Source organism: Flavobacterium sp. 38, from assembly GCF_057799715.1.
Genome location: NZ_JBYNWZ010000002.1, coordinates 224,199 through 249,024, shown reverse-complemented (window position 1 = coordinate 249,024; position 24,826 = coordinate 224,199). Strand labels below are relative to the sequence as shown.

Sequence of the window (24,826 nt, the reverse complement as noted above, 5' to 3'; positions counted from 1 at the left end):
TTTACATTTCACATTCCACACTCAAACATCATTTTAACTATTTGATAATAATCACTTTACAATAAATTCACATTAGTTTTATTAATTTGATATAAAACTAATCGTTATGAAATTCTTTAATCTAAAATTTCTAGTATCTTTCAAAGAATGGCTTTTTTTAAGAGCAATGCAATCTTCTTTCCTACACTAATAAACACTTAATTATAAAGGAAAAACCGATTGAATGAATAAAGTTGAAAGCTCATTTCTGAATAAAAACCAATTTGGCGAAGATTTCTTGTGGGGTGTGTCAACCGCCGCTTTCCAAATTGAAGGTGCACATGATTCTGACGGAAAAGGTTCTTCTATCTGGGACGTTTTTACTTCTCAAAAGGGAAAAATTAAAAACGGACATCATGCCTTAACTGCCTGCGATTTCTACAATTGTTATCAAGACGACATCAATTTAATTAAGGAATTAAATATTCCGAATTTTAGATTCTCTATCAGCTGGACTAGAATTATGCCAACTGGCGTTCATCCTGTTAATCAGGCGGGTATTGACTACTACAACAAAATCATAGATTCATTATTGGCTTCTGGGATAGAACCTTGGATAACACTTTACCATTGGGATCTGCCACATGCTCTAGAAGTAAAAGGAGGCTGGACAAACCGAGAATCTGTTTCGTGGTTTAAAGAATATGTGGAAGTCTGCGTACAATATTTTGGAAATCGTGTCAAAAACTGGATGGTCATTAACGAGCCTTCTGTATTTACGGGAGCTGGCTATTTTTTAGGCATTCACGCACCTGGCAAAAAAGGCATTACCAATTACTTAAAAGCCATGCATCACGTTACTCTGGCAACTGCTGCAGGAGCTAAAATAATTCGCGAACGAGTTCCTCATGCGAATATCGGAACTACATTTTCGTGCACACATATCGAACCCGCGACAGAAAGCGCAAAAGATATCGAAGCCGCAAAACGTGTGGATACTTTACTGAACAGAACTTTTATAGAACCTATTTTAGGATTAGGATATCCGCAGAAAGATCTTCCTGTTCTTAAAAAACTGAATAATTATATTCTAGGAGACGATTTAAACAATCTCGATTTCGATTTTGATTTCATTGGTTTACAATGTTATACCCGAGAAGTGGTAAAGTCTTCCATGCTTACGCCTTATATTGGTGCCGAATTGGTAAGTGCCGAAAAAAGAAATGTAATTGCAACCGATATGGGCTGGGAAGTTTATCCGCCTGCCTTATATCATGTCTTGAAAAAATTTAATGATTATAACGGAATCCGAAAAATCATTATTACCGAAAACGGAGCCGCTTTTCCTGATACTGTAACAAACGGAAAAGTTCATGATATAAAACGAACACACTACATACAAGATCATTTAGAACAAATTTTAAAAGCCAAAGAAGACGGTTTAAATGTCGACGGCTACTTCGTGTGGACTCTAACCGATAACTTTGAATGGGCCGAAGGTTATAACGCCCGATTTGGCTTAATTCATGTCGATTTTGAGACACAAAAGCGTACGATCAAAAATTCTGGACTTTGGTTTAAGGATTTTTTATCGTAGACTTGTTTTTTTAACGCAAAGTTCGCAAGGTTTTTTATCTTACGTTACCTATAAAAACCGCAAAGTTCGCAAAGCTTTATCTATAAATGGCTTTGCGAACTTTGCGTTTATCTTTGCGTGCCTTGCGGTTAAAAATACGTTCTAACGAATCTAACGAACTCTATACTTGTAACTTTGTTTTAAGATTCCAACGTGAATTTTGCCATTATTTTTTAAATGAGTTGTAACCATAATATATTTTTCTTCTGGATACTTTACCTCAAAATTAAAAGTGGTGTCTTTAGCTTTTATCTGAAGCAAGTGTTTTCCTTCACCAGAAACTGACAATCCCACTGTTTCGTAAGTTGGCAATGCTTCTGTTGCTTTCAAATTAATATCCTGCATTTTTTCTTTATCCAGAAATACTTCCAGTTTTAAATTATCCAATTTCATATTTGTCGGCTGTTCAAACGACACGACATATTTTTTACAGCCAAAAGTGCATAAAACAATCAATAGTACTAGGAACTTTTTCATAAATGCTATTTTTAAACTAAATGGTTAACCTTAAAAGGTGTTTTTATTTATAATATTTGATAAATATAGGCAATTTTATTGCATTTCTAAAACGAGAAAAAGGAAGTTTTTCTGGCTTTAAAATCAACAATTAACCGACTGAAAATCAAAGTCAAAAAAAGTGATTTTTTTAGTAAAAAAGTTGTTATTTTATTGATTTTCATTAGGTTTAACAGAGTTTTTTTCTTATCTTTATAGTGTAAATAACAGTAAATATATGCCGAAAAACAAACTTTCTAAAAAGCCTACATTACCCTTTCAAAAATTATTCTTTTTACTTCTTCAAACATTTCATTTTTCAAAATGTTTTTAAGTTTCATTTCGAAACATTTTTTTCTAATCTTTTTTCTGCACCAGATATAAGCAAGCAGAAGAAATTAGAGCAACAGCTCCAACCGCAACCGTAATTATTTTTCGCGGATATATTTTCTGAATCATTTTTTTAGAAAATAAACCTGCAAAATCCAATAAAGAATTTTCTGTTTTAGAAACTTCTTTAGACTCTTCATGCCCATTATTCACCAAAACATTTTTTTCTATGCCATTATTATCGATTTCGACTGCAACCTTCCCTACATTTTTAATCTGTTTTGCATCTTCAATTCTACATTTTTCGTTAAACTTTTTGAAAGGTCGAGGCTGAAAATCGACAAGTATTGCGGCAAGATTTATAGCATCAATATTTGATGGATGTGTTTCGCCTTTAAAGAAGGTTTCAATTGGCCTAAACTTATCTTTCTGGTCTTTAAACTTATTCTTTTGAGTATGATTAAAATCTAAACAGAACAAATTCCGAAAAACATTTAAATCGTCTTGAGTCGGGTTATCTTCAAAAATAATCCAGCATAAGTCACGGAGTTTACCGCGCGATGGATTGTATAAAAAATCAAAATACTCTCCCTCTTTTTCGGTCTCGTATTTCATTTTAATTGCTTTAATATATTCTTCTAATGTATTATTCATCTTGCCTTTTTTAGGAACTTCTTTAGACTCATTAATTTTCATTTTTCACCAAAACAATTTTTATATGCCATTATTTTCGACTTCTCTGATTAACCCTTCTCAGCACTTTCAATTTTTATTCCAAAATCTATATTATTTCCACATTTTTTTTAATTGTTCTCAGCCAACTTTTGAAGAACTTTTTGCATCTATAATAATAAAGATTTGTTTAGAATTAAATAAAAATTAATGTCAAAATAGGCGTCGATTTTTCGCTTTTACTGGGAATTCTCGGGAATCTCAGGAATACGTGGGAATTCTGGGAATCCCTTGTCAACAGTGGCCTAGAAACGCCTTTCCTTTGTATCAGAAATTAGTTCAAGTTTTGTCTGCAGACTAAAACAAAAATATAAAACTAGTTCTAATTAACATTGTGGAAAACCGTAAGACCGAGTTTATTCGGGAAGTATAAATTACGTCTTACCGTTCTACACAATCGACTTCCCAAAATCAAAATTGGTATTGCTTTCAGAAGCTCTGAACATGATTCGGACGGCCATACCTATGTCTAATTTCTAAATTAAATTAAAATGAAAAAACTAATACTATTCATAGCTTTCGCGCTATTGTTCACTATATTTTCTTGTACTCCTGATGAGTTCGAGACTCAACCAACAAAAAAAGTTGAAAAAACTATTGATAAGGCACAAGCTGGTGACCCAAATCCTGATGGACCTGGTGATGGTGGAGGTACTAAACCACCGACAAAACCTTAAATACTTAAAAAAATATTTATGGTATTTAATTAATTACTATTTTCGGGGAAAGTAAATTTACATGTTACGATCCCCGTTTTTTTATTTTCTTCTTTTCCTTTTTCTCTTTTCTTGTAAAGAAAAAAAGACTGTCACGATTAATACAGAACCACTAAGAAAGGAAGCTTTAGATTTACGCGACAAAGCAGATATAAATTACCAAAAACAGAATTTAAACACCGCTTTTTACCAGTTTAATAAATCTAAACCAATTTTCGAGTCTTTAAAAGACAGTGCCAATATTGCCTATGTTCTCATGAATATGGCAATTATCCAACAAATTAATGGAGACTATTATGGCAGTAAAGAAACAATGACAGAAGCATTACCTTATGCTCAAAACCGATTTAATTACATTCCTTATATAAACAATATATTAGGCATAGCAGACAAAGAACTTTCTCTTTATGAGGACGCAATTCTGTATTATAAAAAATCAGCAAAAGAATCTAAAGATTTTATTGATAAGGTGGGTCCCTTTAACAATATAGCCGCCATTTATATTCAGCAAAAAAAATACGATCAAGCGATTATTATTCTAGAGTATCTTTTAAAATCTCTTTCAAGCAAAAAAATAAAAGAAATAGACAAAGCATTTGGTAAATCTTTAGTTATGGACAACTTAGGTTATGCCTATTTTAAGAAAGGAATCCATGAAAAAGGTTATTTTTTAATGAAAGAAGGGCTTCAAATAAGGAAAGAAACAAATAACACTTATGGAAGTATCGAAAGTTATTTACACCTTGCTGATTACTATTCTAAAATAGATCTCCTAAAGTCAGACGAAAATGCGTTAGCTGCTTACAATGTAGCTACAAAACTAAATAGTGTCGACGAAAGATTAGAAGCTCTCCAAATTTTAATTTCGAATGACAACAGTCCTAAAACTGACAAATATATACAGCATTACTTTTCTTTAAATGACAGCATCATTAAAGTTCGAAATAAGTTTAAAAATAAGTTTGCTAAAATCAAATACGATTCCCAAAAAGAAAAAGACGAAAACGAAAAACTTCGTTTGGAGAAAGCAGAGAACCAATTAGCTCTTCAAAGAGATAAATACCTAAAAATTGTATTTGGTATTATATCTGCCTTTTTACTCCTTTTAATAGCAATTTTAGTGCGTTATTTTAAAAATAAGAACAAGGCTATAGAATTTAAAACTTCTTATAATACAGAAACGCGAATTGCTAAAAAAATTCATGATGAATTGGCAAACGACGTATTCAATGTAATTGCGTTTACAGAATCGCAGCCATTATCTGTAGAAAGTACAAAAGAAAATCTTCTTCAGAAACTCGATGACATCTATTCTCGCGTGAGAGGAATTTCTAAAGAAAACAATAGTATTGATACCGGACTTGATTTTACACAAAGTATAAAAGAAATGCTTTCGACTTATCAAACCAAAGAACGAAATGTCATGGTCACCAATCTCGAAAGTGTGGAATGGGAAGTGATCGACGAAGTAAAAAAGATTACCATAAGCCGAATTTTACAGGAATTAATGGTGAATATGAAAAAACACAGTCAGGCCAATCTGGTTGTCATAAAATTTGACAGTGATGCCAAATCTATATTTATAAATTATATGGACAACGGAATTGGTTGCGAAAAAACTAAAATTGCAAAAAATGGCCTTCAAAACATCGAAAGCCGTCTAAACGCAATAAAAGGAAATATTGAATTTGACACAGAACCCGATAAAGGATTCCGTGCCAAAATAGAGATACCAAAACACACTCAAAGTAAAGTAAAAAAAATAGCAGCCGTGTTTTAAGCTATTTTTGGAAAACAAAAAAGCCTTTCAGGAATTTACTCCCAAAAGGCTTTTTCTCTACAAATCAATTGGCAAAATTATTTCCATCCGCCGCCCAAGTCTCGGTAAACATGGACTGCAGCATTCAATTGTTCTTTTTTAGTATCGACCAATTCTAGTTTTGCTTCTAATGCATCTCTCTGCGTCATCAAAACTTCAAAATAATCTACTCTAGCCGATTTAAACAAATCGTTTGAAACACTAATAGAGGTATTCAACGCATCAACTTGTTGCGATTTTAAATCATAACTTTTTTGAAGGTTCTCGATTTTAGAAAGCTGTGTTGAAACTTCTAAATATGCGTTTAAGATTGTTTTATCATAATTATATAACGCTTGAAGCTGTCTTGCATTGGCACTTGAAAATTCCGCTTTAATTGCATTTCTGTTAATCAACGGCGCAACAAGATCTCCCGCTAAAGAATACAAAAGTGATTCTGGCATTGTGAATAAATAAGATGGTTTAAAAGCTTGAACTCCAATTGCTGCAGAAATATCCAATGAAGGATAAAATTCTGCACGAGCTACTTTTACATCCAATTTTGCAGCTACTAATTCTAATTCAGCTTGTTTAACATCTGGACGGTTCATTAATAATTGAGAAGGTAAACCTGAATTTACAGCTGCCGGAAGCAAATCTGTAAAATTGGTTTTGTCTCTTTTAATATCCTGTGGATAACGTCCTAACAAAAAGTTGATTTTGTTTTCGTTTTCTTTAATTTTCTGAAGAATATCAAACTCCAAACTTTTTGATGTTAAAACCTCAGCCTGAAATTTCTGAACTCCCAATTCTGTTGCTCTAGCCGCTTGTTTCTGAATTTTTACAATTTCTAAAGCGTTACTTTGCAAAGCAATGGTCTGTTTTACAATATCTAATTGACTGTCTAAAGCTAATAATTCGTAATACGAATCCGCGATTTCAGCAATAAGATTGGTTACCACAAAGTTCTTGCCTTCAACGGTTGCTAAATATCTGTTTACGGCAGCTTTTTTAGAGTTGCGCAGTTTTTTCCAGATATCTACTTCCCAATTCGCGTAAGCGGCAATCGTAAAATCTGGCAATGGATCTGGTGTTTCTACTCCTGGTTTTATTTCAGTTGTAGCATCTCCTGCGCCTTGACTGGTATAGCGACCTACTTTTTCTATTCCAGCGCCCGCGCGAATTCCAGCTGTTGGAAGCAATAATCCTTTTCTAACACGAATATCATTCTTTGCAATTTCAATTTCTTGCAAAGTCATATTCAGTTCCTGATTGTTTTTTAAGGCAACGTCAATCAGCTCTACTAAATTTTGGTCTTTAAAAAATTCTTTCCATTTTAGAGCCGACATATTGGTTGTGTCCTGCGATTTTTCAGCTCCAAACGCTTCAGGAACTGGAGTGCTTGTAGTGGCAGTTTCAGCTGCAGGGGTTTTACATCCTGCCACGGCAAGACATAAACCCAATGCAATACTGTATTGATATAATTTGATTTTATACATGATTGTTGTCAATTTCTTCTGTTAATGGATTTTCTTCTTCATGTTTTACCAATTTGTGTTTTTCTGCAATTTTAGCAAATATGAAATACAAGCCTGGAATAACAAATACACCGCAAATGGTTCCGATAAGCATACCTCCTGCTGCTGCAGTACCGATTGTTCTGTTTCCAATTTTACCTGGACCAGTCGCAAAAGCAAGTGGCAATAAACCTGCGATGAAAGCAAACGAAGTCATCAAGATCGGACGGAAACGTGCTTTTGCTCCTTCCATAGCAGCATCTAGAACTGATTTTCCTGCTGCATGCCTTTGGATGGCAAACTCCACAATCAATACGGCATTTTTACCCAATAATCCGATCAACATTACCATGGCAACCTGAGCATAGATATTGTTTTCTAATCCAGTTAATTTTAGTAGAAGGAAAGCTCCAAAAATACCCGCTGGCAATGAAAGGATTACAGATAATGGCAGAATAAAACTTTCATACTGCGCCGCCAATACCAAGTAAACAAATCCTAAACAAATTAAGAATACCCAAATAGCTTGATTTCCTTGCGCTACCTCATCGGCAGAAATACCTGCCCAGTCAATGTCATAACCTCTCGGTAATTTTTCAGCCGCTACTTTCTGAATCACTTTAATCGCTGTTCCAGAACTGTAACCCGGAGCAGCAGAACCACTGATCTGTGTTGAGGTGTACATGTTGTGACGTGTAATTTCTGAAAGTCCATATACTTTTTCTAATTTCATAAAAGCAGAATACGGAACCATTTCGTCACGATCGTTTTTCACATACAGTTTCAAAATATCATCTGGCTGCGCGCGATATTCTGGAGAAGCCTGAACGATTACTTTGTAGTTAATACCGAACTTAATAAAACTGATTTCGTAGTTACTTCCCACAAGAGTTGACAGCGAATTCATGGCATTTTCGATAGAAACCCCTTTTTGCTGTGCCAAATCATTGTCTACTTTCATCATGTACTGAGGGAAACTAGAACTATAGAAACTAAATACGTTTGATAATTCTGGCTGTTTGTTCAATTCAGCAACAAATTCATTGTTTACCTGCTCTGTTCTTTTGTAATCTACGGTACCTGTTTTATCTAAAAGACGAAGCTCAAATCCTCCGGCAGCACCATATCCAGGAACAGCTGGCGGTTGGAAGAATTCGATATTTGCCCCCGCAATATCTTTACATTTTTCTTCCATTTCATGCATAATCTCTAGAACAGATTCCTTTCTATCGCTCCAATCTTTTAGGTTGACCAAACAAGTTCCTGAGTTAGCTCCCGTACCTTCAGACAAAATTTCGTAACCTGCCAAAGAAGAAACCGATTTTACGCCGTCAATATCTTCAGCAATTTTCTGAACTCTTTCGGCAATATTATTTGTTCTTTCTAATGAAGAACCTGGAGGAGTCTGAATAACCGCATAAAACATTCCCTGATCCTCATTTGGAATAAATCCTGAAGGAACTGTACTGCTTATAAACCAAGTTCCAGCACAGAAACCAAGAAGTGCTACGATAGTCACTACTCTTCTGTCGATAATTTTAGCTAATAGATTTTGATATTTTCCTTGAGCTAAATTGAATTTTTCGTTAAACGCATCAATAAATCTATTGGCAGGCGTTTTCTTTTTAGGTTGACCGTGATTGTTTTTCAGCATCATTGCACAAAGTGCCGGTGTTAAAGTCAAGGCCACGATACCCGAAAGAATAATAGCCGTTGCCATAGTAACTGAGAACTGTCTGTAGAATACCCCAACTGGTCCTGACATAAACGCCACTGGAATAAATACAGCCGCCATCAAGAATGTAATTGCAATAATTGCCCCTGCAATTTCATGCATGGCTTTTTTAGTGGCTTTAAATGGCGAAAGGTGTTCTTCTTCCATCTTGGCGTGAACGGCCTCAATAACCACAATGGCATCATCGACGACGACTCCAATCGCTAATACTAATGCAAATAGTGTAATCAAGTTTAGTGATATATCGAAGAATGTCATAAACACAAACGTTCCAACCAAAGAAACAGGTACTGCAATTGCTGGAATAACGGTCGAGCGCCAGTCTCCTAAGAAAAGGAAAACTACTAAACCTACCAGAATAAAAGCTTCAACTAGCGTATGAATTACTTTTTCGATAGAAGCATCAAGGAATTTAGAAACGTCATAAGAAATTTCATAATTCATTCCTTTTGGAAATCTTTGTTTCAGTTTTTCCAGTTTTGCTTTTACTTCCTCAATAACCTGATTCGCGTTACTTCCAAAAGATTGTTTTAATACAATTGCCGCAGATGGTTTTCCATTCAAATTAGAATAAATATCATACATCGAACTTCCAAATTCAATGTTCGCAATATCTTTCAAACGTAAAAGTTCTCCGTTCGGATTTGCCTTCACTACGATGTTTCCGTATTGCTCTTTCGTTGTAAAACGCCCAGAATATTTTAATACATATTCGAATGCCTGAGAACGTTTACCAGAACTTTCTCCTGTTTTACCCGGAGAAGCCTCCAAACTTTGGCTAGATAATGCTTCCATTACCTCGTCTGCAGAAATTTTATAGGCCAGCATACGGTCTGGTTTCAGCCAAATACGCATTGCATATTCACGTGTTCCTAAGATGTCACCAGAACCAATACCGTTTACCCTTTTTAATTCAGAAAGTACGTTGATATCGGCATAGTTGTACAAGAACTTCATGTCGGTATTTGGATCTGTACTGTAAAGGTTCACGTACATCAACATACTTGGCACTTCGCGGGTAATTTTTATACCTTCACGAATTACCAAAGGAGGAAGTTTATTCGTAACAGAAGCCACACGGTTCTGAACGTTAATCGCCGCTTGGTTCGGATCTGTTCCTAAGTTAAAAACTACTTTAATTGTAGCTTCTCCGTCGTTTCCTGCATCAGAAGCCATATATTTCATTCCTGGAACTCCATTTAAGGCTCTTTCTAAAGGAATAACAACCGCTTTAACCATCAGCTCACCGTTTGAACCCGGATAATCTGCGGTAACATTCACCATTGGAGGCGAAATGGTAGGGAATTGTGTAATTGGTAAATTTAAAACCGACAATACCCCTAAAAAGACAATAATCAGCGATATCACTATCGACAGAACAGGTCTTTGTATAAATTTATTAAACATTTTGTATATTTTTTAATGATTAATCCATGCAAATCAATACAGTCAGTACACTTTCAGCATTCACTGAATACTATCCCGATACTTCGGGACTGAGCACTGAACACTGAATTACTCTGCTTTTAAGCGTAAGTGATTGATTACTTCTTTAGGAGATTCGTAATCGAATTTAATTTTGTCGTTCTCTTTTACTTTCTGAACGCCTTCAAGCAAGATTCTGTCATTTTGTGTAAGCCCTTTTTTGATGACATATAAATCAGGAATTTCACCCGTAATGGTAATTTCTCTTGAAGTTACTTTGTCGTCTTTGCCTACTATAAAAACATACTTTTTGTCTTGAATTTCGTAAGTTGCTTTTTGCGGAATTACAACAGCATTTTTAAGAGGAACATTCATCTGAACTTGTCCTGTTTCTCCGTTTCTAAGTAATTTTCCAGAATTTGGGAATCTTGCTCTAAAAGCGATATTTCCTGTTTCGTTGTTGAATTCACTTTCGATAACTTCAACATTTCCTTTGTCTTTAAAAGTATCTCCATTAGCTAAAACCAGCGACACTTTATTATCAGCACGGTCTTTAACATTCGTCTGATATTGAAGATATTCTGGTTCAGAAACGTTGAAATAAGCAAACATCTGACTGTTGTCTGAAAGGCTTGTCAATAATTCGCCTTCGTCAATTAAACTTCCTAATTTTAAAGGAATACGGTCGATTGTTCCGTCAAACGGAGCCCTGATTTCTGTGAATGATAAATGAAGTTTTGCTAATGAAACTTCAGCTTTTGCTGATTGCAGTTTTGCCTGAGCAACGCTCAATTCGTTTTTAGAAACGATATTTTTGTCTGCCAGCAATTTAGCATTTTGCAATTCGATTTCTGCTGATTTTTGTTCTGCTTGCGCTTTTAATAATTCTGCCTGATACATGTTTGGCATAATTTTAAACAACAGCTGGCCCGCTTTTACAAACTGCCCTTCATCAACGTATATATTTTGTAGAAACCCTTTTTCTTGGGCACGCAGTTCAATATTTCGAACTGATTTTATTTGAGATACATAATCTTTTGTAAACGAAGTGTCAATTACAACCGGATTGGTAACGGTAAATTTTTCAACTTCTTCTTTTTCTTCTTTTTTTGATGTACAGCTCGTTAAGCACACCAAGGCCATTAAGCCTGTGAACACAATGATTTTTTTCATGATTTAGTTTGGAAATTAAGCGATTGAATGCTTTTTGGAATGAAAATTCCTTTTGGATGTTAAAATGCATCAGTCAGCCTAGTCCAGACCTTAACTTTCATATAAGCAGAAGTAGAAAATATACAACAGCAAGATACGCAGAGATCAAAACTCAGGTAACCGATGTATACTGTAAAATCAAATTCTTAATACTCGTTGAGTAATATAGATAGGATTTGAATGCCCGAAAACAGGCGTAGAAATTTTTAAACGATTAGAATCATTCGCTGCAGACTGATCTGAAAGTGCCAGATACAAAGCGTCTACCAAACTATACGAAGCAGCAAAAAACTTGTTCGTAAGTGTATTAACATCATCTCCTCCTAAAAGGTCTTCTTCTAGATCAATATCTGTAGCTTCTTCAATTGTTGAAGTTCCACGATCCTGATTGGTAAATTTTACTCTGTGCTTTTGAAGATGATGATGAGAATGAGGACCAAAAGTATTGGCATTCAAATATTGGCCTCCGCCAAACAGAAGCATATTCATGAATACTAGAAATACAATTAACTTTCTCATTTCGGTGCGAAAGTAATAAAAGAATCGAAAGAAAAAAAGATTTTTTAACAAGCTTTAACAATTGCCAAAAGCGAAAACGTTTTCAGTAATTAAACAGATGAAAATAAGAAAACAAAACTTGTTTTTTAAGATCATAAACAACTGCAATTCAAAAATTTAAAACTGTTATAAAAAATCAATTTACAGGTTTATTTCCATGATTGTAAATTCCTGATCTGCTTTGATAAATGTTTTGTGAGTATCTGCAAGTCCGATTTTTTCGTAAAAAGACTTTTTATTGCTTCTGGCATTACACCATACTTTTTGTATATTTTTATTTTTTGCAAATTCCAAAATATGCTTTAAAAGATAAGAAGCAATTCCTTTTCCCTGATATTCTTCAAGAGTTGCCAATTTTCTAAACTGCATTTCTTTTCCTTCAATAAAACAGGAAACAATAGAAACCAATTTATCTTCTTCAAAAACTCCAAAATGATATCCCGAATTGTCTTCTTCAAGTTGTACAAATTCGAAAGGCTGGTCTGGCCACATTACTTCATGTCTGATCTGCCAAGTATCGAATGCTTTTATTGTTTTAATTTCCATTTCGATGTATTAAATATCTTCAAAAATAATTCTTTTTGATTGGATGGAGAAAAGTAAAAGAGAAATCTCGATACAATTAATTTCCAAAACTTTACAAAAAAATAAATCAGACAAATCATTCAATTTTAATCTATTATGATTATTTTTATGTCACCAAAATCAAATAAGATCCCGTTATGAGAAAATTATTTTTAGCAGCATTTTTATGTATTTGCGCCAATGGATTTGCACAATTAATACAAATTGGACCTCAGATTTCGACGAATATTACTTCTGTCGATACAAAAAATTTCAGCTCCGACCATACTAATACAGGAATTGGCTTTGCCGGTTTTGCACGAGTAAATCTGTTGCTTTTTTATGCTCAGGGTGAATTTGGATATGCCAAAAACAGTTTCAGCGTTTATCAAGATGGTATTGGAGAAACTGAATTTAAATTGGCTGGGACAGATGCTACATTAATTGCAGGATACAAACTTATTCCGCTTGGAAAACTCGGAAACGTGAGACTTTTTGTAGGCTATAACTGGAAGAATTATTCTGATATAAGTTCTAGCAACAATTTAAATTCTATAGCATTCGAAAAAAATAATCACAGCGTGCTTGGAGGAGTTGGAGTCGATGTTTGGCGATTTACTTTTGATGTAAGATATCTCGCCGGATTGACAGATATAGATGCTTCTGACGGTGAAATTAAAACTGGAGTCACCAACTTATCGGTAGGATTTAAATTCCTATAGAATATAAAAACATAAAAAAAGGGAATCGATTGATTCCCTTTTTTGTGCCTTATTTAAATCTTAACGTAATAACTTTCTTCGTTATTGGTTTTGATTCTCTCTATTCCTTCTTCTGTTTTAATGGCTACATTAATAACATGAAGTGTATTTGATTTTTCATCGATACTGCAATTCCAAATTGTTCCGTCTGATAGAATAATTTCTGAAAATGGAGATACCATACATTTAGCATCATTATAAACTAAATTTTCTGTTTTTAGAAGTTTCTTTACTTTCGTTTTTTTATCGACTTCATAAAACAATATCTCATTTTCTTTAATTTCAACTACTTCGTCAAAAGTAGACTGATCATTACTGTTTGATTGAGCCGAAGACCATACAGGCTGGTTCCCTGTTTTTTTCCAAGTTCCAATTGCTTGGCTCATAATTTCTTTTCTTAAAAGCTCGCGTAAAGTGTCTACTTTTTTGACAGCTTCTTGCCCTATTTCATTCTCTGGTTTAATCTTTGCCGCCAAAGAAAATAAATCGATAGCTTTTACAAAATCGGCTTTTTTGTAGTAAGAGACAGCCAATTCATACTTGTTTTTTTGAAACGCGGTTTTTTGATCGTTCTGGCCAAAAAACTGAAAAGTAGTTAGCAGAACAATCACAACAAATGTCTTTTTCATTAAATCTTGTAGGTTTTTTTTTGTTTTTGCAAACATAAATTATTTTGCACAATAATCTTTACGGTTTTCCGTATTCTTGAATATTTTTAACTATTATAAACAAAAAAACGCCACTTCATCAAAACAAAGTGGCGTTATTAAAGTTTTATTAGAATTAATTCAATTATTTAACAAGCAAAATATTATTTTCTGGCGTTGCATCCATAAAAATTCCGCCATCAAGTTCAATTTTTTCTATTTTTTTTGCGCTTTTCAGAATTATTCTAGCTGTTTTTTGATTTTTCTCCCAAATTGCTGGAGTTTGATGAACTGTTGCTGTCGATTTATCAGCGTAAGTAATCACAACATCAAACGGAATTGCAAAACCTCCAATGTTTTCTACTGTTATAACTTTTTTATCAGCAGAATAATCTTTTACACCAATGTCTAAATAATTGTTGGTAAAGAACCAATTATTAAAAAACCAATTTAAATTCTTTCCTGTTGAGGTGTTAAATGCATTAAAATAATCCCAAGGAATTGGATGTTTTCCGTTCCAGATATCCATGTAATCGTGTAATGCTTTTTTGAATACATCATCTCCAAGCATATCTTTTAAAGCCAAATAAGATAGAGAAGCTTTTCCATAAGAATTATTGCCATAGCCTGCACCCGAAACTTGAGTCGACATTGTAATTATAGGCTGGTCTTCCTCTGTAGAACGATCATTGATATAGCCTTTTACTCTAAAATTTTGATAAAACTTATCTGCTGCTTCTTTGCCATGTTCGGCAATTCCGATTAAATATTCGAAAGTTGTCGCCCAGCCTTCGTCCATAAAAGCATAACGTGTTTCATTAATTCCCATATAAAAAGGAAAATAAGTATGAGCTACTTCATGATCCTGAACTAATTGAGCAAAAATTGGATCATCCATTTGCGAATCGTTACACATCATTGGGTATTCCATGTCTGCAAAACCTTGAAAGGCTGTCATTTTAGAAAACGGATACGGAACTCCAGGCCAATTGTTAGAAAACCAGTCTAGAGCATATTGGTTGTTTTTTACTGAATTTACAAAATCGGTTCCCTTAACATTGTAAGCAGCTTGAACACTTGCACGACGATTTGTTTTTTTATCCACCACAACACTGCTGGCATCCCACAAATAGTGATCGCTCAAACCAAAAGTCACATCGGTAATATTTTTTGCTTCAAATTTCCAGACATTCCAATCGTACTGTTTCGTTACGATACCGCTTTTCATTTCCTGTTCGTTAGCGATATGCAGAATTTCATCTGTGGTGTACGATTTCTTTAATCGTGAAGCAAATTCTGGCTGTAGCACCTCATCTGGATTTAATAGATCTCCGGTTGCATACACCACATAATTTTTAGGTGCTTTTACAGAAAAAGTATAATCATTAAAATCGTTGTAGAATTCTTGACGGTCTGTGTGCGGCAATCTATCCCAGCCGTTATAATCGTCGTAAACTGAAACGCGAGGATAACTGTACGCTACAAAAAATGTTGTTTCGTCAATCTGCCCTTCTCTACCGCTTTCTTTAGATAAAGGATAGTTCCACTGAATATTGATTATGGTTTTTGAATGCGGAAAAATCGGTTTTTGCAATTTTACATTTCCAACCGTTCCCCAGTTTTTAGCGTCTTCTTTGTAGACTTCATTTTCAATTTTTAAGGAAGTAATCGTTAATCCGTCGCTTAAAAAATCGTTACTCACTTCACTGCCTCTTGGTGAAGACGGTTTGTGAAGATTGTTTACAAAACGGATAACTATGTTTTTCAGAGTGTCTTTACTATTGTTTTCGTAAATGATGGTTTCCGTTCCTGTAACCAATCTGGTTTTGGGGTCAACCGAGATTTCCATATTATATTTTCCTCGGTTTTGCCAGTAGTTTGCGCCAGGCTTTCCGTCTTTAGAACGAGTTCCTTTTTCAAAGGCTTTTTTTATATTTCTTGGCATATAAAGTTCTTGGGCAAAACTATTTTGAGCGAAAAGAACAAATGCTATTAATGCAAATTGCAAAAATTTCTTTTTCATAAATGATTCTTAGGTCTTTAAATTATTTTTTAGATAACTATTAGTGGAGATTTTTTTTAGAATGTTACAAAGTTAATTATTAATTGTGAATGCTCAATTGCGAATTATGAATGTATTAAGACTAAAAACTTAGAAGCTAAAAAAAAGAAAAACCGCCTGTCACCAAAAGCAACAGACGGCATCTACAATTAATATATAACCTTGATGACTACAAAATATAATCGGTATTAATAAAATTCGATTCTTTGCTGTTAAGCAATTCCTGCAGAATCTGATTATTATAATCGATATCTTTTGAAGCTACAAACGTACGAATTGAGAAGGAACGCAAAGCATCTGGAATACTCAAGGTTCCTACAGCAGAATCTTTTCTTCCTGTAAATGGGAACGCATCTGGCCCTCTCTGGCAAGAACTGTTGAGGTTTACTCTGCAAACTAAATTTACAAGCGAGTCAATAAGCGGTGCCAATGTTTTAATGTCTTTTCCGAACAAACTTACTTGCTGTCCGTAATTAGATTCTGCCATATCATGAAGCGGTTCTTTGATATCGCTGAAAGAAAGCACAGGAACCACTGGTCCAAACTGCTCTTCGTGATAGACACGCATTTCTTTGTTTACCGGATATAAAACTGCTGGGAAAATATAATTTTCGGTATGTTTTCCTCCTTTTTCATTGATGATTTTTGCTCCTTTAGAAGTTGCATCATCAATTAAACCTTGAATATATTTTGGTTTATCTGTTTCTGGAAGCGGCGTTAAAGAAACTCCTTTCTCCCACGGATTTCCATAAACCAAACTGTCTACTTTTTCAGCAAAACGTCTGTTGAATTCTTCTCTTACAGATTCGTGCACATACAATACTTTTAGAGCCGTACAACGTTGCCCGTTGAAAGACAAACTTCCTGTAATACATTCCTGAATAGCCAAATCTAAATCGGCATCTGGAAGAATAATCGCTGGATTTTTGGCCTCTAATCCTAAAATCAAACGCAATCTGTTTTTGTTCGGGTGCTGATCTTGCAAAGCAATCGCCGATTTACTGTTTCCTATTAATGCTAAAACATCAATTTTTCCAGATTTCATAATCGGAGAAGCTACTTCGCGTCCTCTTCCGTAAACAATATTGATTACACCTTTTGGAAAACTGCTTCTGAAAGCTTCTAATAATGGCGAAATACACAATACACCATGTTTAGCAGGTTTGAAGATTACAGTATTCCCCATAATCAAAGCTGGAATCAGCAATGAAAAAGTTTCGTTTAACGGATAGTTGTAAGGTCCAAGACACAAAACAACACCAAGAGGTCCGCGGCGAATCATAGCATTTACACCTTGTACTTTTTCAAAGTGCGAACTGCGTCCGTTTAATTCTTTGTAACTTGCAATAGTATCGTAAATATATTCTACTGTTCTGTCAAATTCTTTTTGCGAATCTCCCAATGATTTTCCGATTTCCCACATCAAGTATTTTACTACTTCTTCGCGGGTTTCTTTCATCTGGCGAACAAAATTCTCCATAGCCTTAATACGATCGGCTACTTTCATGGTTGGCCATAATCCTTGTCCCATATCGTAGGCAGCAGTTGCTGCTTCTACAACTTCGGCAGCTTCTTTTTCTGCCATAAACGGAATAGATCCTAATAAAGTCGGCGCATATTTTTCTGTTGAAGAAATAGTTGAAAACACAGGTGTGGTTTGCCCTGTCCATTGTTTCAATTCTCCATTCACAAGATACGTATCTTGGTTTATCAGCCCTTTGATCTGATATTCTTCTGGTATAAAACTCATAATTTGGTTTGTTTAATGGTCTGGTAATTCTATTTTCAAAAGAAAAAAGAGGCTTTTTTATTGCCTCTTCTTCTTTTATGGTTGTACTGTTTCTCCTTCCCAATCTAGGATTCCTCCAAGCAGATTGTAGGCGTTTTCGATACCCAATTCGTTCATGATCTGACATGCTTTTGCACTTCTAGCTCCAGAACGGCAGTATACGTAATAGTTTTTATTTTTGTCTAATTCTTCGATTTCATAGATAAAAGCCTGCCCTTTATTGATGTCAATATTAAGCGCGTTCTCGATGTAGCCGTCATTAAATTCGTCTTCAGTTCGTACATCAAGTATAACTGCATTTTCGTCAGCTTCTAACTGAGCAACCCAATCTTCTTGTGATAAATTCATAGTAAAATGTGTTTTTGTAAAATTACGACGTTTCTATATATAAAAAACGTACCAAATGCGATTTCGATTATTATTCTCAGAAAACGTTTTAGAGAAAGTATTATAATCAGTGATTTACAAATTTAGTTACTATTTTTAAAAATTCAGCCTACAAAATCGATAGAAAATAGGATTTTTTCATTTACATAAAATTAATCCGAAATCTAGTTTTATGGCAATTATTACCAATTCAAACCATTATCTTTGCAAACAAATACAATTTTTAATTCGATTTTGATAATTTTTTTCGCCACGAATTGCACAAATTTTCACAAATTATTTTTTTGAAATTAGTGTATTTGCAGTAAAAAAGAATAACATTTTAAAATATTTTTCGCCATCAAATTCACAAACTGACACTAAATTAATTCGTGAAAATTTGTGCAATTCGTGGCAACAAAAAAAGAACAAATGCAGCATTCCTTAAAAACCATATTTCCCAATTTCTCCAACGAACTAATTGCCACAATTGAAGAAAATGGAAGTCTTCAGAATTTTGAAGCCGGAACAGTTTTAATGCGTACCGGACAGTATATTAAAAATACTGTTTTGATTATTAAAGGAAAAATCAAAATCTATCGCGAAGGCGAAGACGGCGGAGAATTTTTAATGTACTATTTGCAGCCTGGACAAGCCTGCGCCATTTCGATGATTTGTACTGCTAAAAGCGAAAAAAGCCAGATTATGGCGAAAGTCGTAGAAGAAGTAACTGTCATGATGATTCCGTTGCAGCTAATGGACAAATGGATGATGGAACATCGTTCTTGGTACGAATTTGTAATTGAAACCTATCGAAGCCGTTTTGAAGAAGTTCTCGAAGTCGTTGACAATATCGCTTTCCGTTCTATGGATGAGCGTTTGGAATTTTACTTAAAAAGACATTCTGATGCTTGTGGCTGCTCTGAAGTTAATTTATCGCATCAGGAAATTGCGACTGAACTAAATACTTCAAGAGAAGTAGTTTCTCGTTTACTCAAAAAAATGGAACAGCGCGGTTTGGTTAAACTTAACCGAAACCAAATTGAACTATTGAAATAAAGTTTTTTTTCGCCACGACTCGAGCGGGAGCGAACTGACGAAGTAATTCACGAATTTCACTGTTACTTTTATTGTCTTTAATTTCACTAATTTTTTCTAATTATTATCAAAAAAGATAATTTGTGAATTCGTGGCGAAAAAACTTAGTTCGAGCAGAGTCGAGAACCGACAAAGCATTTAGATTTCGCTCAATGTGACAATAACACAAACTAATTTTCGACATCATAAAAAAATTCGAGAAATTCGAGAAATTCGTGGCAAACAAAAAACCTCTTCTGTGATAAATGTTACTGTAGGTTTCTAATTTCCGAAGCAACTTTGCATCAAAACAAATGCAATGGAATATTTAGGCTATTTTGCCTCCATCATAATCGGAATTACACTGGGCTTAATTGGCGGTGGCGGTTCTATTCTAACTATTCCAATTTTAGTTTATTTATTTAAAGTAAATCCCGATCAGGCTACTTCTTATTCTTTATTTATTGTCGGATTAACGGCAATGTTTGGAAGTTTCAGCCATTATAAAATGGGGAATCTGAAACTTAAATCGGCTTTGTATTTTGCTTTGCCTTCGGTTATTTCAATTTTAATAATTCGCGAAGTTATATTTCCGCAAATTGCTGCGACTTTATTTTCTGTTGCTTCTTATACGGTTTCAAAAGATTTTCTGATTATGATTATCTTTTCTATCCTTATGATTACAGCAGCTATTTCGATGATTAAAAAAAATCAGCCCGAAATAAAATCAGCCGAAACCAATTATTCACAACTTAGCTTTATCGGTTTTTTGGTCGGAATCGTAACGGGTTTTCTAGGCGCGGGCGGCGGATTTTTAATTATTCCTGCTCTGCTTTTTTTCGCCAATCTGCCCATGAAACAAGCCGTTGGAACTTCCTTATTAATCATTACTATAAATTCGTCAATAGGTTTTGCAGGCGATTTGTACATCGGAACCCCCATAAACTATACTTTCTTATTAAGCGTCTCTGCAATGGCCTTAATCGGAATGTTTATTGGAAGCCAGCTTTCTAAAAAACTTGACGGCGCAAAATTAAAACCATTATTCGGATGGTTTGTCCTCATAATGGGTTTTTATATCATAGCCAAAGAAGTATTGTTTTAAAACTTAAAAGTGCGTCAGTGTACTTTTTAATTTGAATATTTTTGAATTTAGTTTTCACTTGTAGAGTAATCTTTGTCAAAGTATTGAACTTTGACAAAGATGAAACTAAAACCTTTTTAAAGTTCTCCAAATTTATCTTTATAGCGTTCAAGCTCAATTTCGGTCCTGTTTAGCAGTTTTTCCAGCAGTTGAATTTTATCTTCATAAAGTTCTTTTAAAACCGAGGTATTGTCTGCATTAATTAAAATACTTCCGTTATTGTTTCCTGTAATTTTGTTGTAGTTATTAAAGTATTTATCGTAATCAAAACTAATTATATCCTCGACACTTACATCTAAAATCCGTCCTATTTCGACCAATTTTTCATAACTCAAAGAAGTTTTTCCTTTCTCAATTTTACTGTAACCAGCTTGAGTCACACCTAATCTTTCTGCCATATACTCTTGAGTATAATTTTTTAACTCTCTAATATTTTTGATTTTGTTTTTTATTGTTGTGGCCATATTCTTTTCTGATTTGGGGTCATGTATAGTCAAAACAGCCAGCCGTTACATTATAACGGCATAACTATACTTATTTTTGGGTATTCATAAAGCTACTTCATAATGAGAACAATATGACTTAGCGTTTCGTTAATTTTTTCTTTCTGATAATAAAGTAACCATATATCAAAGCTGCCATTATGAACAAAATATCATAATGGGAAATATCAAATACAAACATTTCTGATTTTTCTTAAGCAGTTCTTTTTATACTGCGTTCAAACTGAAGATCTAAATAATAATCGATCTGTTTACCAACCAATGCACGGTCTTTTGGCGCAATTTTAGTTCTTATTTCATTTTGGTAAATATCTTTAACAAAAATAAAATATACAAACTCTGCCTTATTGCCAAATCGGGCAATGATAATAAGAGTGTAGCATAAAAGCGCAGGAATAATATAATATAAGTCCATTAAGTCGGAAAATATCATACAGTAGTACGTGGCAATTGTTACGGCTATAAAAGCGCCATTTTCAAGAAAATATTTTCTCTTTTTTTTAAGCAGTCCAAGTTCTTTAATTTCATCAAACTGATACTGCCAATTCTTAGATTTGTAACGAAATCTAACCTTGTCGGAAAAAATTGTTAAAGGCATAATAATTTAGTAGGTAAAAATAGATTTAATCTTTTGGTGAAAATCAATTTCTAAAAATTCTTAGGGGGAAAAATTCTTAGATACGCAATATTAAGCATTAACTGCATTTTTTTCTTACAATCAGCATTATAGAATATAACTATAAGTTGTAATTAAATCTTTTATAAAAGTTATCTTATGTTTATTTATTAGAAAATAAATTAATTCAGAAGAATGTTTTGGGCGTTTCCTTCGGCCGGGCTATCCGCTATATCTTTTTGTTTTTAAAGAAAAAACAAAAAGGATACCGCTACTATCCCTAACGCATATCGATAAAATAGCAGTTTTTCGTCTTTTACGATTTATAAAACTTCAAAGATTCATTTAATAATTTGCTTAATTATAATTTAGATTAAATTCCATCCAAAGTATATTTCAATCTTTTGTCAACGTTTAAATTTTAAAAGATGGAAACATATAATTTATTGAATTGCCTCCAGCTTTAGCTGGAGGTAAACAAATGTATATAAAAAAGGCTTTAGCCAAACTTTACAATTTTGGCTAAAGCCCAATTCAAATTCAAACAAAAAACCTCCAGTTAAAACTGGAGGCAATTAATATTAAAATTTAATTCGTGAAAATTCGTGTAATTTGTGTCTATCAAAAAAATCAATGCTCCCCATACCCAATATCATCCATTTTCCCACTGAAAACACGATATTGAATAATAAAATAAACAATCACTAAAGCCAAAGCCACAAAAAACCAGCTTAAACCAGCATTTAATCCATATTCGTGAGCGGCAGTATTATAAATCGTCAACGACGGATTTACTTTATTGGTCGATGGCAAAACATTCGGAAAAATAGAAACCGCTGTCGAAGCAAATCCGCCAAGGAGAAACAAGGTTGAAAACACAAATCCGTGGCCGTCTTTTTTGAAGGAACGCACTTTGAATAAACCTATTATTCCAACAAAAGTCATTATTGGAAAAAACCACAAAATCGGATTTTCAACAAAATTATGAAATGGTTTCGGTTCAATAAAATGCCAGATTTGCAGTGAAATACAAACCAGAACCAACAAAACGATATTCAAAGCAAAAACTACTTTTTTAAGTTTTTCATTTAAAGAAGAATTCGTTTTATAAATAATCCAATTGGCGCCGTGAATCGTCAAAGCTACAACGCTCACAATTCCTAAAAAAAGTGTAAACCAGTCAATAATTCCCAATTCATTGGCCTGCGGACTAAAAGTCGGGTTCCATAAAGGCAAAAAGAAATAATGCGCTTCTTGCGTAGAAACGCCATTTTGCACCATTCCGAGATTGACACCGCGAACGATATTTCCTAATGCAATTCCGAAGAAAAGAGCTAAAAGCAAACTCGCAATTCCGAACGCTTTATCCCAAATGGCTTCCCACATATGATTGTGAATCTGTCCGCGCATTTCTAAACCAATCGCACGGAAAATCAAAAGCCATAAAATCATAATCAAAGGCAGGTAAAAACCACTGAAAGAAGAAGCGTATAAAGTCGGGAACGCAAAAAACAAAACGCCTCCAGCTGCAATCAGCCAGACTTCATTGGCATCCCAAAAAGGCCCAATCGAGTTGGTAATTACTTTTTTATCTCTTTCTGTATCAGCAAAAAATAAATGAATAATTCCTGCGCCAAAATCATAGCCGTCTAAAACCAGATAAACAGCCAGAATTCCCATTAAAACTACATACCAAAAAAATTCCATACTTATATTTTTTCTGTTGAAAGTTCCACATGATGCGGCCCTTTATTGATAATTTTTCCAACCAAAAGCAAAAACAGCATTCCAAGCAAAAGGTATAAACCAATAAAACCTAATAAAGTAAATAAGGTATTTCCTGAAGAAACTGTTGGCGAAGCTCCCGCTGCTGTTCGCAATAAATTATAAACTAGCCACGGTTGTCTGCCCAATTCTGCCGTGTACCAGCCTGTAGTATTGGCAATGTATGGAAACGGCATCATGAACATCAGCGACCATAAAATCCATTTGGTTTGGAATAATTTTCCTCGAATTAATTGGAAAAGCGAAAGCACCATCAAGCCAATAAAAACAGTTCCAAGTCCGACCATTATATGATAAGCATAATACAATCCCGAAATATTAGTTGGATGCAGATCTTCTTCAAACTGGTCTAAACCTTTTATTTCCTGGTCCCAGTTTCCGTAAGTCAGGAAACTTAAAATATTTGGAACCGCAATTTTATTATCCAGTTTTTTGTCTTTTACATCGGGCTGACCGATTAAAACAATTTCAGAACCTTTTTTCTCGGTATGAAAAATTCCTTCCATTCCGGCAAAGGTTACGGGTTGGTATTTTACCACATTTTTAGCCAATAAATCTCCCGTTGGAACTGCGACAATTATACTCGAAATCAATCCGAAGATAACACCTGTTTTAAGGAACAATTTCCCAAACGAAACATTTTTATTACTTAAAATATAGAAAGCGCCAATGCCCGCAACGACAAAAGAACTCGTTACCAGAGAAGCAGCTTGATTATGCAGATAAGAAGGCCAAAGCCACGGATTTAAAAACAAGGCTTGAAAATTATTCAAAACAAATTTTCCATTTTCTAAGATTTCATAACCCACAGGATTCTGCATCCACGAATGTGTAGCGATGATTAAAAATCCACTTGCCCACGAACCGATCATAATTAATAATCCCGTTACAAAATGCCATTTATGTCCGAGAAGTTTTTCTCCAAACAAAAAGATGCCTAAAAATGAAGATTCTAAGAAAAACGAAAACATTCCTTCCATCGCCAGCGTTTGTCCAATGATTCCGCCAGTTAATTCGGAGAACTTTGCCCAGTTGGTTCCAAACTGAAACTCCATTGGGATTCCAGTTACAACGCCCATTGCAAAATTGAGGGCGAAGATTTTCATCCAGAAATGGGTGGCGTGATTGTATTGTTCGTCTTTAGTTTTGAGGAATTTCCACTTGAAGTACACAATGATGAGCGAAAGACCCATTGTAAGTTGTGGAAAGAGATAATGAAAAGTAATGGTGAACGCGAATTGCATTCGGTCATAAAAGAGCATTTCTTCCATAAGGTAATTTGTTTATGAAGTTCCACAAATTTAACCATTACATCCCGAATTACTGCCCTAAAAAAAGAGTTTATTTTAATTTTTTAAACCATATAAGTGATATAAGTA

At 34.3% G+C, this 24,826-nt stretch carries 21 protein-coding genes; 6 read left to right on the top strand and 15 right to left on the bottom strand.

Annotation, left to right across the window (positions count from 1 at the left end; all coding sequences use genetic code 11):
- Nucleotides 1–223 precede the first annotated feature (223 nt).
- Complete coding sequence (locus AC3E9W_RS06310; protein WP_488767561.1) at nt 224–1,576, top strand: GH1 family beta-glucosidase; 1,353 nt, start codon at nt 224–226, stop codon at nt 1,574–1,576.
- Between the two features lie 150 nt (nt 1,577–1,726).
- Here the strand turns inward: AC3E9W_RS06310 and AC3E9W_RS06305 are convergent, their stop codons facing one another.
- Both AC3E9W_RS06305 and AC3E9W_RS06300 read right to left on the bottom strand, forming a co-directional pair.
- Entirely contained in the window at nt 1,727–2,092 is a 366-nt protein-coding gene (locus tag AC3E9W_RS06305; RefSeq protein WP_488767559.1) for a hypothetical protein, read from the bottom strand.
- A 375-nt stretch (nt 2,093–2,467) separates the two neighbouring features.
- Nucleotides 2,468–3,094, bottom strand: a complete 627-nt coding sequence (locus AC3E9W_RS06300) for a hypothetical protein (RefSeq protein ID WP_488767557.1) — start codon at nt 3,092–3,094, stop codon at nt 2,468–2,470.
- A gap of 569 nt (nt 3,095–3,663) precedes the next feature.
- Between AC3E9W_RS06300 and AC3E9W_RS06295 the strand changes: the two genes are divergently transcribed.
- Nucleotides 3,664–3,849 carry a hypothetical protein gene (locus AC3E9W_RS06295; protein ID WP_488767555.1) on the top strand — a complete coding sequence of 62 codons (186 nt, stop codon included), beginning with the start codon at nt 3,664–3,666 and terminating at the stop codon, nt 3,847–3,849.
- Nucleotides 3,850–4,144: 295 nt separating this feature from the next.
- A complete protein-coding gene (locus AC3E9W_RS06290) occupies nt 4,145–5,668 on the top strand; it encodes a tetratricopeptide repeat-containing sensor histidine kinase (protein WP_488767553.1) in 1,524 nt (507 codons plus the stop codon).
- Nucleotides 5,669–5,745: 77 nt separating this feature from the next.
- Here the strand turns inward: AC3E9W_RS06290 and AC3E9W_RS06285 are convergent, their stop codons facing one another.
- From AC3E9W_RS06285 to AC3E9W_RS06265, 5 genes are all read right to left on the bottom strand, one after another.
- A complete protein-coding gene (locus AC3E9W_RS06285) occupies nt 5,746–7,185 on the bottom strand; it encodes a TolC family protein (protein WP_488767552.1) in 1,440 nt (479 codons plus the stop codon).
- A complete protein-coding gene (locus tag AC3E9W_RS06280; protein ID WP_306155999.1) occupies nt 7,178–10,345 on the bottom strand; it encodes an efflux RND transporter permease subunit in 3,168 nt (1,055 codons plus the stop codon). Before AC3E9W_RS06280 ends, AC3E9W_RS06285 begins: the two co-directional genes overlap by 8 nt.
- A gap of 108 nt (nt 10,346–10,453) precedes the next feature.
- Nucleotides 10,454–11,536 carry an efflux RND transporter periplasmic adaptor subunit gene (locus AC3E9W_RS06275; RefSeq protein WP_456895957.1) on the bottom strand — a complete coding sequence of 361 codons (1,083 nt, stop codon included), beginning with the start codon at nt 11,534–11,536 and terminating at the stop codon, nt 10,454–10,456.
- A 177-nt stretch (nt 11,537–11,713) separates the two neighbouring features.
- Nucleotides 11,714–12,094, bottom strand: coding sequence for a hypothetical protein (locus AC3E9W_RS06270; protein WP_488767550.1), 381 nt, complete (start codon nt 12,092–12,094; stop codon nt 11,714–11,716).
- Nucleotides 12,095–12,274: 180 nt separating this feature from the next.
- A complete protein-coding gene (locus tag AC3E9W_RS06265) occupies nt 12,275–12,679 on the bottom strand; it encodes a GNAT family N-acetyltransferase (RefSeq protein ID WP_488767548.1) in 405 nt (134 codons plus the stop codon).
- A 176-nt stretch (nt 12,680–12,855) separates the two neighbouring features.
- On the opposite strand from AC3E9W_RS06265, the gene AC3E9W_RS06260 reads away from it, so the two are divergent.
- Nucleotides 12,856–13,419 carry an outer membrane beta-barrel protein gene (locus AC3E9W_RS06260; RefSeq protein WP_488767547.1) on the top strand — a complete coding sequence of 188 codons (564 nt, stop codon included), beginning with the start codon at nt 12,856–12,858 and terminating at the stop codon, nt 13,417–13,419.
- Between the two features lie 53 nt (nt 13,420–13,472).
- On the opposite strand, the gene AC3E9W_RS06255 is transcribed toward AC3E9W_RS06260, so the two are convergent.
- The 4 genes from AC3E9W_RS06255 to AC3E9W_RS06240 form a co-directional block, all read right to left on the bottom strand.
- On the bottom strand, nt 13,473–14,087 hold the full coding sequence (locus tag AC3E9W_RS06255; RefSeq protein WP_488767545.1) for a hypothetical protein: 615 nt from the start codon (nt 14,085–14,087) through the stop codon (nt 13,473–13,475).
- A 163-nt stretch (nt 14,088–14,250) separates the two neighbouring features.
- On the bottom strand, nt 14,251–16,128 hold the full coding sequence (locus AC3E9W_RS06250; protein WP_488767544.1) for a M1 family metallopeptidase: 1,878 nt from the start codon (nt 16,126–16,128) through the stop codon (nt 14,251–14,253).
- A 208-nt stretch (nt 16,129–16,336) separates the two neighbouring features.
- Nucleotides 16,337–17,917, bottom strand: coding sequence for an NADP-dependent glyceraldehyde-3-phosphate dehydrogenase (locus AC3E9W_RS06245; protein ID WP_488767543.1), 1,581 nt, complete (start codon nt 17,915–17,917; stop codon nt 16,337–16,339).
- A 75-nt stretch (nt 17,918–17,992) separates the two neighbouring features.
- A complete protein-coding gene (locus AC3E9W_RS06240) occupies nt 17,993–18,304 on the bottom strand; it encodes a rhodanese-like domain-containing protein (RefSeq protein ID WP_095929060.1) in 312 nt (103 codons plus the stop codon).
- A 450-nt stretch (nt 18,305–18,754) separates the two neighbouring features.
- On the opposite strand from AC3E9W_RS06240, the gene AC3E9W_RS06235 reads away from it, so the two are divergent.
- On the top strand, nt 18,755–19,381 hold the full coding sequence (locus tag AC3E9W_RS06235) for a Crp/Fnr family transcriptional regulator (protein ID WP_456895943.1): 627 nt from the start codon (nt 18,755–18,757) through the stop codon (nt 19,379–19,381).
- Between the two features lie 337 nt (nt 19,382–19,718).
- Nucleotides 19,719–20,504 carry a sulfite exporter TauE/SafE family protein gene (locus tag AC3E9W_RS06230; RefSeq protein ID WP_488767541.1) on the top strand — a complete coding sequence of 262 codons (786 nt, stop codon included), beginning with the start codon at nt 19,719–19,721 and terminating at the stop codon, nt 20,502–20,504.
- A gap of 116 nt (nt 20,505–20,620) precedes the next feature.
- On the opposite strand, the gene AC3E9W_RS06225 is transcribed toward AC3E9W_RS06230, so the two are convergent.
- The 4 genes from AC3E9W_RS06225 to AC3E9W_RS06210 all read right to left on the bottom strand — a co-directional run bounded on the left by AC3E9W_RS06225 (nt 20,621) and on the right by AC3E9W_RS06210 (nt 24,718).
- A complete protein-coding gene (locus AC3E9W_RS06225) occupies nt 20,621–21,007 on the bottom strand; it encodes a helix-turn-helix transcriptional regulator (RefSeq protein ID WP_306156010.1) in 387 nt (128 codons plus the stop codon).
- A 232-nt stretch (nt 21,008–21,239) separates the two neighbouring features.
- Nucleotides 21,240–21,644 (bottom strand): hypothetical protein, encoded by a 405-nt coding sequence (locus AC3E9W_RS06220; RefSeq protein ID WP_306156011.1) that lies wholly within the window; start codon nt 21,642–21,644, stop codon nt 21,240–21,242.
- Between the two features lie 648 nt (nt 21,645–22,292).
- Nucleotides 22,293–23,369, bottom strand: a complete 1,077-nt coding sequence (gene cydB / locus AC3E9W_RS06215) for a cytochrome d ubiquinol oxidase subunit II (protein WP_488767539.1) — start codon at nt 23,367–23,369, stop codon at nt 22,293–22,295.
- A 2-nt stretch (nt 23,370–23,371) separates the two neighbouring features.
- A complete protein-coding gene (locus AC3E9W_RS06210) occupies nt 23,372–24,718 on the bottom strand; it encodes a cytochrome ubiquinol oxidase subunit I (protein ID WP_306156014.1) in 1,347 nt (448 codons plus the stop codon).
- Between the last annotated feature and the right edge of the window lie 108 nt (nt 24,719–24,826).